Source organism: Serratia sp. 2880STDY5682894 (genome assembly GCF_001537385.1).
Taxonomy (GTDB): Bacteria; Pseudomonadota; Gammaproteobacteria; order Enterobacterales; family Enterobacteriaceae; genus Serratia; species Serratia nevei.
In genome coordinates this window covers 663,891-676,687 of record NZ_FCJA01000002.1, presented here as the reverse complement: position 1 = coordinate 676,687, position 12,797 = coordinate 663,891, and the positions used below count along the sequence as shown (strand labels likewise).

The window sequence follows — 12,797 nt, the reverse complement described above, 5'->3', positions numbered from 1 at the left end:
TCCGGTTTCTACGTGCTGAAAGCGACTTGTCGTCCATCAGTTCGCTAAATCACCTTGCATAAGGAAGTGTCACGATGGGCGCGTTTATTGCCTTTTCGACGCAGGACAGTCTTTGGGGACAAATCCTGTTTACCTTCTTTGGCATCCTGGTTGGCTGCGTCTTGCTCGCCGCGATCGGCAAAATCTTTTTGTCGGCAAGCCGGGCAGCGGCGTTACCTGTGCGGCTGCTGATCTTTGTCGTGCTGATGCTGGCGCTCCTGAAATACAACCAACAAGTGATGTCTGCGGTGAATGCGCCCGCAGAACTGATCGGGTTCCTGATCCTGCCCGGTTTTTTGATGAGTTACCTGGGTGCGGCGGCCCCCGGCAGACTGGCACTGGCGATAGAGCTGGGCTGTTTTGCCGTACTGGCCGCGCTGTTGATTCTGGGCACCGCCGACATCGGCTTTTTTGCGCCCTATCATCTGGAAAGCGCCGGCCAATTTATCGCCAAGACGATCGCCGCGGCGTTGTCCGTAGCCACCGTGCTGCTGGTTCGCGGAATAAACGGGAAAGACAGCGCGCTGTCCTCTTGATCATCCATTTCGAAGCGGGGCTCGCTCCCCGCATTAACGATCGGCGCTGAACGCCGCATCGTTTTCTTCATCTGTTGTGACATAGCCTGATATCTATTAAACCGAAAAACGGATTGTTTTTGAGCAAGCAGCCTGGCTGCCGGCTGATATCCACAGGAAGCTTTACACACACAATGAAAGTCGTAAAACCTCTGCGCCTAAGCGCGCTTCATCGCCCCTTCTCTTGGCAAGGGCAAAATCATCTGGGCGTTTCCGTTTTGGCCTTGGCCGATATGGGGGCTTCCCCGCGCCTGCGCCCCGAACCGGAGCTGTGGCAGCTGGCTGCCGAAGAACTCACGTTGAGCGGCGGCGTGCTCGACCTGGCTATCCCGAAAGCCTGTGCGGAGTTTCTCGCCACCGGCAACGCCTACACCCACCATCAGCAAGACAAAACCGCCTGCGCCGTGAAGATCCAGCTGGATTCGCTGGAGAAAACGCTGGTGGTTTTCGGCGATCGCCATTGGATCAACGATCGTCCCTCCACTCCCCTTCCTTTTGCAGAAATGCGTCTGGACTGGCGCCGGGCTTACGGCGGCACCCAGTTCGCCGATAATCCACACGGCATCGGCGCCACTCCAGAAACATTTCCGCAAGGCCGTATCCATCGCCTACCCAATGTCGAGCCGCTGCAGGGGCGCCTTACGTCGCCTCGGCATAGCGCACAACCGGCAAGCTTTGACGCGTTGGATATCACCTGGCCGCGTCGCTTCTCCCGCATTGGTAAAAACTACGACGCCGACTGGTTGAAAAACGGCTTTCCCGGCTTCGCCAACGACATCGACTGGCGCCTGTTCAACATGGCGGACGGCGATCAGCAGTTTCCCCAACGCGACACTCTGCCGCCCCAGGCCGCCTACCGGATATGGAACATGCATCCGTCGGAGCCGATGCAGCAAGGGCATTTACCGCCGTGGCGCGCACGCTGCTTCATCAACCGGCTGCGCGGCGGCGAAGCACATTTCGGGGAAATCACGATGCGCCACACCACCGTGTGGTTCTTTCCCCATCGCGAACAAATGCTGTTGATCTACCAGGGCAACCTTCCCATCAATGAAGACGATGCCGCAGACGTCATGCAGCTCATGCCGGCGCTGGAAATTGAGGGTAAAAGCCGCAGCGTCGCTCATTATCGGCAGGTGCTCGATCAGCGGCTTGATAAAGAGCATGGCGCTCTGCACGCTTTTCGTGAAAAAGATTTGCTGCCGGAGTGCTGTATCGGCCCCTGGCTGGATACGGAAACGCCGACGCAGCAAAGCCCGATGGTGGAAAACATCGCCGCCTACGAACATCACCAACGCGAACAACACCGCCAACGTCTGCAGCGCGAAGGCCGAGACATCGACGACATGTTTCCCGCGCCGCCAGCGGAACCGATGCCCTCTTTGGAGAGGTTGGCCGAGTTTGTCGACGGCATGGAACAGCGCGCTGAAGCGCATTACCGTGAAATCCTTGATGGCGCGCAGGCAAACGGCATTGATATTGACGGCCCAGGCCCCGCCGGCCTTTCCGGCGCGGAAAGCTACCAACAGCAGCGCGACCAGCTGTTTCAACAGGCGCGTCAACGCCCCGACGCGTTTAGCGACAAGCAGCTGGGGGAAAGCGAGCGCGCGCTGCACCAGATGTATTTAATGTCGGCACAGGCGCAAAACCCGGCGCTGCGTTTAAGCGGCGATCTGGCGCAAATCATTCGCCAACGCGTCACCGCTGCGATGCAGCGCGATAAAGATCTCAGCGGCCTGGACCTTACCGGCGCCGATCTGTCCGGCATGGACCTCAGCCATGCCACCTTGCGCGGCACGTTGCTGGAAAACGCCAATCTGCGCCAAACCCGGTTGGTGGGCTGTGACCTTCGCGAGGCGATGTTGGCGCGCGCCGATCTCAGCGGCGCCGTCTTGCAGCAGGCGGATCTGAGCCACGCCTCTTTGGCCCTGGCGAAATGCGAAGCGACGGATTTCGCCGGCGCGCAGCTGCACGAAACCAACATTCAACAAACCTTGTTTCAACGCTGCGATTTCACGATGGCGTCATTGCGCGATTTGCTGGGATACGAAACCTTGCTCGGGCAGTGTGACTTCAACCGCGCCACGCTGGCCAACATTACGTTGATGGAACTGCAGCTGGAGCAGCTGATATTCAGCCACGCCCGGCTCGACAAAGTCAGCTTCATCAAATGCCGGCTGCTGGCGGTGAACTTCGATCGGGCGCGGCTGGAGAGCTGCGCCTGGGTTGATACCGAGACGCAAAGCCTCAGCTTCCGCGCCGCACGCCTCACCGCCTGCGCCTTCGCAGCGAAGACGCTGTTGCCGCAGGCGGATTTCAGCGACGCGACGCTGAACCAGTGCAATTTGCGCCAAATGCCGTTGCAGCGGGCTAATTTCAGCCGTGCGCGCCTTGATAACTGTGACCTGTCGGAAACCCGGCTGAACGAGGCCGATTTCCGTCAGGCCAACGGCAGCGGTAGCCTGTTCATTCGCAGCGATCTGTCCCAGGCCAACCTGCGCGACGCCAATTTCATCGCAGCGATCCTGCAAAAATGCGTGCTGTCAGGCGCCGACCTGCAGGGCACCAATCTGTTCCGGGCCGATTTGTCGCAGTCGCAGGTGGATCGGGCGACCCGGCTCGACGGTGCCTATACCGCCAGGGTGAAAACATTGCCTCGCCATAACGGGAAGGAAGTATGACCTCAAAACCTGAGCAGATACGCCAGCGCGTGAAACGCGGCGAGCTGATTGCCGGTGAGGATTTGCACGGCCTGTCATTCGCCGGTATGGATTTGGCCGGCGGCATGTTCAACGAGTTGAACCTGAGCGGCGTGAACTTCTCCGATTGCGATCTGCGCGACAGCGTCTTCAGCGATTGCCGGCTCGAACACTCGCAATTTGCACGAGCGAACCTGAAGCAAACGGCCTTCAATCAGTGCGCCATGCCGGGCGGCCGCTTCTGCGAGAGCCATATCGAACTGACGATGTTCAACGACTGCCGGCTTGAACAGAGCGACTTCAGCCGACTGCCGCTCAATCAAAGCCACTGGATGTCATGCCAATTGGCCGGCGCGAACTTTTCCGCCACTCAGCACGATCGCACCACCTTTTACGAAAGCCCGCTCGACGGCGCCGCGTTGAATCATGCGCGGCTATCCCTTGTCACGTTCTTTCGATTAAACCTCTGTAAAACCGAGTTTGAAGGGGTAGATTTCGACCGCGTCACGTTTTTCGAATGTGACCATCGCGGCAAAAGTTACGCCGGGCAGCGCCTCATCGCCTGCCAGTTTACCGATAACCAACTGGACGACGTCGATTTCAGCCAGGCGACGCTGCGCCAGAGCAATTTCAAGGGCGCTTCGCTGCGGCGTGCCAACCTGACGGGCGTGCAAGCGCAGCAGTCGCTGTGGCTGGAGGCCAATTTGACTCAGGCGCAGTGCCGCAGCGGGCAGTTCGATCAGGCGATCTTCAGCGAAGCGACGCTGGATGCCGCCAACTTCAGCCAGGCGCGCCTGTATCAATGCGTGTTCCAGCGCAGCCGTGCGGCACGCTGTGATTTCAGCGACAGCGACCTGACCTACGCCGATTTCTGTTATGCCGACATCGGCGCCGCCGATTTCCGGCGCGCGCGCTTTATGCGCACCCGCATGCACCGCGCCCACCAGCAGCAAACGCGCTGGGGCGATCGCAGCGGAATTCTCGAGCGCGACGAAGAACTGTACGCCGCCGAAACCTGGAGCGCACAGCGCCAGAGCCGAATCTGAATGCATTGACCACTTCACGAGGGGATCACCATGAGCGTTGCCAACACAACTCGCGCCGTCAACATCGCACCGCCCCAGCAGGCCGCCGGCCAGGTCGTCAACCTGTTGCCGGACGGCAGCCTGGTGGTGGAGTGCGAAGGCCGCGGCTGGCATTGCCGCCGGGCGGCGAGCTGCCTGCTGACACCGGCCCTCGGCGATAACGTGCTGGTCGCCGGCTGCGGCCACCAGCTGTGGGCGATCGCCGTTCTCGAACGTGCGGAGCCGCAAAGCGCAGCGCGGCTCTGCGTCACAGGCGATCTGCAAATTGAAACGCCGAGCGGTTCACTGTCGCTGCACAGCGCGCAGGCGCTAAAGCTGAGCGGCGACGCCATGACGCTGCAGGCCAACAGCGGCGACTGCCACGTCGACAAGATGAAATACAGCGGCGAGGAACTGTCGGCCTTCGTCAGTATCAGCCGCCTGGTCGGCAAGCGCTGCGAGTCGCTGTGGCATTCGGTCAGCCAGATCAGCCATTCGCTGTTCCGTAAAGTGCGCCAAACCGAGCACGTGCGCGCCGGGCAGCTGGATTATCAGGCGGAAGACTACGCCCGCATTCATGCCCGCAACACGCTCATTACCTCAAAAGACATCACCAAGCTGGATTCGGAACAAATCCACGTCGGATAACCTGCGGAGGCCTTTTATGTTTGCCAACAGCCAAATGATCGGCGTGGACCTGGCGTTTCCCGACGTCTGTCTGACGCCAAGCCCGGCGCCGGTGCCCGTGCCCTACCCGGATATCGCCCTGGCGCCGACCGCCATCCCGAATGCGTTCAACATTCTGTTCGTCGGCACCCCGGCGCACAACATGGCGACGGTGACGCCGCTGACCAACGGCGACAACCCCGGCGTGGCCACCGGCGTCGCTTCCGGGACGGTGATGGGGCCGTCCCGCCACCTGACCGGCGCCTTTACCGTATTGCTCAAAGGCACCCCGGCCACCCGGCTGACCAGCCTCAGCCTGCAGAATTCCACCAACGCGCTCGGCATGCGCATCGTGCCGAGCCAATTAAAAGTGTTGCTGCTTGCGCCCTGATGACGGCGCCTTATTACACAGCCATTCAATCAAGAAAAGAGGACATTGTGAAAACACGGATTACCCTGACGCTGTTGACCGCCCTGACGCTTGCCGGTTGTTCCACCCCGCCGCCACCGCCGCCGGCACTCAATAACGACGCTATCGTCAGCAGTGAAGTCAACGGCGTCACGCTGCAGCACCGCGCCGCGGTGAGCGCGCCGAAGCAGTTCAAACCGATCGGTGAGGAGTACCGCAGCCTGTACGCCGCCAGCATCATGAGCAGCCCGAATTATACCGGCACCGCCGTCGGCAGCCTGGACAACGCCGCCGCGTTCTACGCGCTGGGCGAAGTGGAAAACAACTGGCTGGCGATCTCCGCCATCCGCGGTGGCGATCTGGTGGGGTATATCCAGGCCAACGCCGGCGTACCGGAAGCGCGCTACAAATCGACGCTGCGCAAAGATCTGCCGCGCCGCGCACGCGCCGCCAAACAGGACTGCGTCAAAGTCGGCGGCGACAGCAAGGCGTGTAAAAACGCCGGTTCAGCTACCTGGATCCTCCAGTAGTCAGCACGCCTGCGGGCGACGAGATTCCCATGATGACGACTCCTATCGCTTCCCGCTGGTGCGGGATGCTGTTTCTGCTGCTGGGCGCGTTGGCGCTCGGCGGCTGCATGTCTTCCGCCAAAAGCGTGCCGTCGCGTTACAGCCTGGTGTTCGATGCCGATCGCCAGGTCAACGCCGCCGCCGGCGCGCAACCGGCGCCGATCAAAATCCGCGTGCTGCTGCTGCGTTCGGATGCGGAATTTATGGATGCCGACTTCTTCAGTCTGCAAAACGACGCCAAAAGCGTGCTCGGCAACAGCCTGCTGGACAGCGATCAGTTCTTCCTGACGCCGGGCCAGGCCGGCAAGAAGCTCGGCGGGCAAAGCGCGTTGGATGCGCGCTACATCGGCGTAATCGCCGAGTATCAAAATCTGGACGGCAAGACCTGGCGCATTTCACTGCCGCTGCCGGAACCCACCGAAACCAATTTCTACAAGGTATGGCAATTCTCGCCGGATGAGCTGGAAGCGCATATCGTCGCGGGCGTGAATGGCCTGCGCCCCGTAAAAAAGGTCGACTGACCTACCGCTGCGCTGAAGCGAAGTAACTATAGGTGTGATGATGAAAGATGCTCATAAGGTTGTCTGGACTGAGGGAATGTTTTTGCGCCCTCACCATTTCCAGCAGGCGGAAAACTATCTCGAAGGCTATATGCGCAACTGGGGCCAGGCCCACAGCGGCTGTTTCTGGGGGTTCCTGACCCTGGATCTGGACCAAACGCTGCTGCGCCAGGGCAAGATTGCGCTCAACGCCGCCAGCGGCATCATGCCGGACGGCACGCCGTTTCGCTTCGCCGGCGCCCAGCAGGCACCCGCGCCGCTGACCATCGCCGAAAACAAGACCGGTGAAAACGTGGTGCTGGCCCTGCCGACCTATCGCGCGGGGCGTGAAGACGTGATCTTTCAGGAAAGCCCGGAGGCGCTGGCGCGCTATCTGGCTTACGAGAACGAAGTCGACGATCTCAACGCCGTCTCGGTGGGCAGCGCGGCGCTGCAGTTCGGCCGCCTGCGCCTGCGGCTGATGCTGGAGAGCGAACTCAACGCCGAATGGACCGCGCTCGGCGTGACCCGCGTGCTGGAAAAACGCGGCGACAACAGCCTGCGCCTCGATACCGCGCAGATCCCGCCGATGCTGAACTGCCAGGGCAACCCGGTACTGAAAACCTTCATCAACGATCTGCAGGGCCTGCTGCAACAGCGCAGCCAGCAGATGAGCCAGCGCCTGCTGCAGCCGGGCCGCGGCGGCAGTTCCGAAATGGTCGATTTCATGCTGCTGCAGCTGATCAACCGCCATCTTGGTCAGGTGAGCCACGCCTACCACCTCGACCATCTGCACCCGGAGCGTCTGTTCGCCGATTGGCTGCAGTTCGCCACCGAGCTCGCCAGCTTCTCGGCGCAGCGCACCCCGGAAGGGCGCCTGCCGGTGTATGACCACGACAACCTGGCGCTGTGCTTCGGCAAGCTGATGCTGTTGCTGCGTCAGGGGCTGTCGGTGGTGCTGGAAGACAACGCCATTCAGCTGACGCTGGTCGAACGCTCCCACGGGCTGAACGTCGCCACCGTGCAGGACGCCAAAATGATGCGCGATTTCGGCTTCGTGCTGGCGGTGCGCGCCGACGTGGCCGCCGAGGTGTTGCTGACCCATTTCCCGGCACAGATGAAGATCGCACCGGTCACGCGCATCCGCGATTTGGTGCAGCTGCAGCTGCCGGGCATCGGTTTGCGCACCATGCCCGCCGCGCCGCGCCAGATCCCCTATCACGCCGGCTACACCTACTTCGAGCTGGAAAAAGGCGGCGACCTGTGGAAACAGATGGAAAAATCCAGCGCCTTCGCCCTGCACCTGGCCGGCGAATTCCCGGGGCTGGACATGGAATTTTGGGCGATTCGCAGCCATACGGACCGGTAACCTATGACTCAGGAAAATAGCATGGCGCCGGCGGCCAACCCGCTGGTGGACGCCGCCAACCCGCTGCTGAACGCCATTTCGCAGATCCGCCAGTCGGCCACGCACGCCAACCCGGCGCAGCTGCGCCAACAGCTGATCGACGAAATGCGCCGCTTCGAGATCCGCGGCCAACGCGCCAACCTGCCCTACGAAGTGATCATCGGCGCGCGTTATTGCCTGTGCACCGCGCTGGATGAAGCGGCGGCGCTGACCCCGTGGGGCAGCAACAGCGTGTGGTCCGGCAGCGGGCTGCTGGTGACCTTTCATAACGAAACCTGGGGCGGCGAGAAGTTTTTCCAGCTGCTGGCCAAGCTGTCGCAAAGCCCGCGCGAGCACATCAACCTGCTGGAGCTGATCAATTATTGCCTGTTGCTGGGCTTTGAAGGCCGCTACCGGGTGATGGAAAACGGCCGCTCGCAGCTGGAAACCATGAAGCAGCGCCTGCTGCAGCTGATCCGGTCGGTGCGCGGCGGTTATGCCCCGCCGCTGTCGCCTCATTCGCTGGATCTGCCGGTACAGCAGAAGCTGTGGCGCCCGCTGGTGCCGCTGTGGGCCTGCGTGGCGTTGACCGGCTTCCTGGCTTCGCTGCTGTTCATCGCCCTCAACTGGCGGCTGGGCGACAACACCAGCCCGGTGCTGGCGGCGATTTACCAAACCAATCTGCCGCAGGTGGCGATCGGTAACCCGGCGCCGGCCGCGCCGCCGACGCTGAGCCTGAAAAGCTTCCTGCGCAAAGAGATCGCCGAAGGGCTGGTGGTGGTGCGCGACGAAGCGCAGCAAAGCGTGGTGATCCTCAAAGGCGACGGGCTGTTCGACTCCGCCGCCACCACGGTGCGCGCCAACTATATTCCGGTCATCGACCGCATCGCCGCCGCCATGAACGGCGTCAGCGGCAAGATCCTGGTCACCGGCTACAGCGACAACGTGCCGATCCGCAGCGCCCGTTTCGCCTCCAACTGGGAGCTGTCGCTGGCGCGCGCCGAAGCGGTCAGCGCCCGCTTGCAAAAGCACCTCGCCAACCCGCAGCGGGTCAAGGCCGAGGGCCGCGGCGAAAGCAACCCCGTCGCGCCGAACGATAACAAAGTGAACCGCGCGTTGAACCGCCGGGTAGAAATTACGCTGTTGGTCGCCCCGGAAAATACCCAGGCGGAAATCAACGGCTTGCCGCAAGGAACCGGAAAGTAATGCTCAGTACGTTATTCTCCATCATCACCAGCCGCCTGCTGTGGGGCTTTGTCGGCATCACCGCGCTGGCGTTCATCATCTGGATGATCGGCCCGCTGGTGGCCATCGGCGACTATCGCCCGCTGGAGCCGGAACTCAACCGCCAGATCGCCATCGGCGTTATCTACCTGATCTGGTTCCTGTGCCGCCTGATCCCGCGCCTTTACAGCGCCTGGTTCAACAGCCGTTTGCTAAGCAACCTGCGCGCCGCCGAAGCGGTACCGGCGGAAGACGGCAAGCCCGAGATTAAACAAGACGAACAGCTGGCGCAGCGCTTCGACGAAGCGGCGCAGCTGCTGAAGAAGGCGCGCTTCGCACCGGGCCAGGAGGGCGGCAAACATCGCTGGATGACCCGCTTCAGCCGCCAATATCTGTACCAGTTGCCGTGGTATGTGATCATCGGCGCGCCCGGCGCCGGTAAAACCACCGCGCTGGTCAACTCCGGCCTGCACTTCCCGCTGGCGGATCGCTTCGGCAAAGCCGCGCTGCGCGGCGTGGGCGGCACCCGCAACTGCGACTGGTGGTTTACCAACGACGCCGTGCTGCTCGACACCGCCGGCCGCTACACCACGCAGGAAAGCCAGCGCGAAGAAGATGCCGGCGAGTGGCAAAGCTTCGTCGCGCTGCTGAAAAAATACCGCACCCGCCAGCCGATCAACGGCGTGATGGTGACCATCAGCGTGGCCGATCTGCTGAGCGACAGCGCCGAAGCGCGTGCCGCCCAGGCCAGCGCGCTGCGCAAACGCCTGATCGAACTGCACGAGCAGTTGGGCATTCACTTCCCGGTCTATGTGCTGGTGACCAAAACCGACCTGCTCAACGGCTTTATGGCCTACTTCGGCAGCTTCGACAAAGCACAGCGCGACCAGATCTGGGGGTTCACCTTCCCTTACGAGCGCTCGCGGCAGCCGGACTTCAATCTGAACGCCGCCTTCGAACAGCAATACGCCCTGCTGCAACAGCGGCTGGACGCGGCGCTGCCGGATACGCTGCTGATGGAGCACGACGCGCGCCAGCGCGCTGAAAGCTACCTGTTCCCGCAGGAGTTCGCTGCCCTGCGCCCGCTGCTCAGTCAATACCTGGAACAGGTGTTCGCCACCTCCAGTTTTGAAACCCGCTTTACCCCGCGCGGTATCTATTTCACCAGCGGCACGCAGGAAGGCCTGCCGTTCGACCGGGTGATGGGCGAGCTGAACCGCTACCTGCAGCTGCCGACGGCAAACTCAGGGGCGCAGGCCAACGCGGCCTGGGACAGCGTGGGCCAGGAAGCGCCGATCCCGGCGGCCAAAGGCCAAAGCTTCTTCCTGAAAGAGACGCTGGAATCGGTGGTCTTCCAGGAATCCGGGCTGGCGGGCAGCAACCGCTGGTGGGAATACCGCAATCGCGCCCTGCACTGGGCGGGTTACATCGCGCTGGCGGTGATCCTGGCGGTGCTGGCGATGCTCTGGTTCACCAGCTACGGCAACAACAAGGCCTATCTGGCGGAAGTGGCCGCCAAGGTGCCCGGCGTCGAGCGCCAGGGGCAAAACCTGACGCAGTTGGGTAACGGCGACATGTTCTCGCTGCTGCCGTTCCTCAATAGCCTGCTGCACCTGCCGGACAGCCAGAACTTTTCGCTAGACGATCCGCCGTTCACCTACCGCATGGGGCTGTTCCGCGGCGATCAGGTGGGCGACGCCGGCAATGCGCTGTACCAAAAAGCGCTGAAAGAACTGCTGCTGCCGCAGGTGGCGCAACAGATCGCCACCACGCTGCGCAACGACAACCACGGCGATGCGGACTTCAGCTACGAAGCGCTGAAGGCCTATCAGATGCTGTATCTGCCAAAGCAGTACGACGGCAAATTCCTGCGCGCCTGGGTGATGCTCAACCTGCAGCGCAACCTGCCGCAGGGCAGCACGCAGAAACAGCTGCAGCAGATCGAATGGCACCTGAGCCAGCTGCTGGATACGCAGATCCAGGCCTCGCCTTACGCCAAAGACGAACCGCTGGTGGCGCAGGCGCAGGCCGCCATCAATCGGGCGCCGCTGTCGCAGCGCGTCTATGGCCGCCTCAAACGTCTGCTGCTGAAACAGACCGACATCAAGCCGGTCAGCCTGGTCGATTTGGCCGGCCCGCAAACCGAGCTGGCGTTCAGCCGCAAAAGCGGCAAACCGGTCACCGACGGCGTGCCGGGCCTGTTCACCTCACAAGGGTACTGGAAAGCGTTCAGCGACAATATCGACCCGGTGACCGACACGCTGCGCAAGGAAGACGTCTGGGTGTTGAACAGCCAGGCGCCGGAGCAGAAGAGCGCCGATTTGACCAAGACCATCCGCCAGCTGTACATGCAGGACTTCATCAGCGCCTGGGATGCGCTGCTGGGAGATATCCAGCTGGCCAACATCGGCAACCTGACCCAGCGCATCAGCAGCGCGCGGCTACTCTCCGGCAACCCGTCGCCGATGCGTAACCTGCTGGTCAACGTCAGCAAAAACGTCACCCTGCGCGACGAGAAAAGCGACGCCGATTCCCGTTCGCTGCTGGCCAAAACCGAAGACAGGCTGAATCAAAACGCCAACCGCACGCTGGAAGCGCTGTTCACCAACCGGCCGGCCAACGCCGACGGCGATGTGTCGGCCCAGCCGGAACAGCTGGTGATGGCGCACTTCGCGCCGCTGCTGGAGCTGGCGCAAAGCCAGGGCGAAGGCAATAAGGCGATCCCTTTCGACAGCGTGCTGAAGCAGGTCGATGAGCTGTACAGCTATCTGACGGCGGTACAGGGCGCGGCCAACAGCGGCATGTCGGCACCGCCGAGCGACATCATCCCGCGTCTGCAGGCCGAATCCGGCCGCTTGCCGGTGCCGTTCAAACAGATGCTGCTGTCGCTGGCGATCGGCGCCAGCAGCGACACCCAGCGTAAAGAGATGGAGAACGTGAAAAAGCGCATCAGCTTCGAGGTCGGCAGCTTCTGCCGCCAGGCGATCGCCGGCCGTTATCCGCTGGTGGCCCGGGCGCGCCAGGACGTGACGCCGGACGATCTGGCGCGCATGTTCGCGCCGAACAGCGGGCTGATGGACAGTTTCTTCCGCGACAATCTGCAGGGCAAGGTCGACACCACCCGCGCCAACTGGCGCTTTACTCCCGGCGTGGACGGCAAGACGCTGCCCGGCGGCGAAGGCATCCTGCGTTCGTTCCAGCAGGCGCAGCGCATCCGCGACGCCTTCTTCGCCAACGGTACCGCGACGCCCTCGTACCGCGTGACCGTGCGGCCGGTGCGGATGGATAACGACATCCTCAACCTGACGCTGGATATCGACGGCCAACTGTTCAAATACAGCCATGGCCCTCAGGTACCGCTGGTGGTCAGCTGGCCGGGCACCCGCAATACCAACCAGGTGCATTTGCAGCTGGCGCTGGCCAACGGCACCACCGCCAGCCTGGTGACCAGCGGGCCATGGGCGCTGAACCGCCTGGTGGACATGGCGCAATCCTCGGGCACCGGCGGCCTCGGCCGCCAGGCGACGTTCAATCTCGACGGCCATCGCGTCACGCTGGAGTTCACGCCCAACAGCATCCGTAATCCGTTCCAACTGCCGGCCTTCTCGTGCCCGTAGCCCCGAAAG

The 12,797-nt window shown here is 62.3% G+C and carries 10 protein-coding genes; all 10 read left to right on the top strand.

The window, feature by feature from the left end:
- The first annotated feature begins 74 nt into the window (after positions 1 to 74).
- The 10 genes from AWX27_RS07890 (at position 75) to tssM (ending at position 12,788) form a co-directional block, all read left to right on the top strand.
- Complete coding sequence (locus tag AWX27_RS07890) at positions 75 to 575, top strand: hypothetical protein (RefSeq protein ID WP_060420760.1); 501 nt, start codon at positions 75 to 77, stop codon at positions 573 to 575.
- 173 nt (positions 576 to 748) lie between these two features.
- A complete protein-coding gene (locus AWX27_RS07885) occupies positions 749 to 3,295 on the top strand; it encodes a DUF2169 family type VI secretion system accessory protein (RefSeq protein ID WP_060420757.1) in 2,547 nt (848 codons plus the stop codon).
- Positions 3,292 to 4,359, top strand: a complete 1,068-nt coding sequence (locus AWX27_RS07880; protein ID WP_060420755.1) for a pentapeptide repeat-containing protein — start codon at positions 3,292 to 3,294, stop codon at positions 4,357 to 4,359. Before AWX27_RS07885 ends, AWX27_RS07880 begins: the two co-directional genes overlap by 4 nt.
- 30 nt (positions 4,360 to 4,389) lie before the next feature.
- Positions 4,390 to 5,025 carry a DUF3540 domain-containing protein gene (locus AWX27_RS07875; RefSeq protein ID WP_060420752.1) on the top strand — a complete coding sequence of 212 codons (636 nt, stop codon included), beginning with the start codon at positions 4,390 to 4,392 and terminating at the stop codon, positions 5,023 to 5,025.
- 16 nt (positions 5,026 to 5,041) lie between these two features.
- Positions 5,042 to 5,434: a DUF4150 domain-containing protein gene (locus tag AWX27_RS07870; protein ID WP_004934933.1), complete on the top strand. Its 393-nt coding sequence runs from the start codon at positions 5,042 to 5,044 to the stop codon at positions 5,432 to 5,434.
- A gap of 47 nt (positions 5,435 to 5,481) precedes the next feature.
- Positions 5,482 to 5,982 carry a type VI secretion system accessory protein TagV gene (gene tagV, locus AWX27_RS07865; RefSeq protein WP_019452982.1) on the top strand — a complete coding sequence of 167 codons (501 nt, stop codon included), beginning with the start codon at positions 5,482 to 5,484 and terminating at the stop codon, positions 5,980 to 5,982.
- Between the two features lie 29 nt (positions 5,983 to 6,011).
- Positions 6,012 to 6,542, top strand: a complete 531-nt coding sequence (tssJ, locus tag AWX27_RS07860) for a type VI secretion system lipoprotein TssJ (RefSeq protein WP_060420751.1) — start codon at positions 6,012 to 6,014, stop codon at positions 6,540 to 6,542.
- A 40-nt stretch (positions 6,543 to 6,582) separates the two neighbouring features.
- Entirely contained in the window at positions 6,583 to 7,929 is a 1,347-nt protein-coding gene (tssK, locus tag AWX27_RS07855) for a type VI secretion system baseplate subunit TssK (RefSeq protein ID WP_033638522.1), read from the top strand.
- Between the two features lie 21 nt (positions 7,930 to 7,950).
- The gene (locus tag AWX27_RS07850) at positions 7,951 to 9,153 is read left to right on the top strand and encodes a DotU family type VI secretion system protein (RefSeq protein ID WP_080432899.1); all 1,203 of its coding nucleotides are present in this window, start codon (positions 7,951 to 7,953) and stop codon (positions 9,151 to 9,153) included.
- On the top strand, positions 9,153 to 12,788 hold the full coding sequence (gene tssM / locus AWX27_RS07845; RefSeq protein ID WP_060420746.1) for a type VI secretion system membrane subunit TssM: 3,636 nt from the start codon (positions 9,153 to 9,155) through the stop codon (positions 12,786 to 12,788). The genes AWX27_RS07850 and tssM overlap by 1 nt, the downstream gene beginning before the upstream one ends.
- Positions 12,789 to 12,797 lie beyond the last annotated feature (9 nt).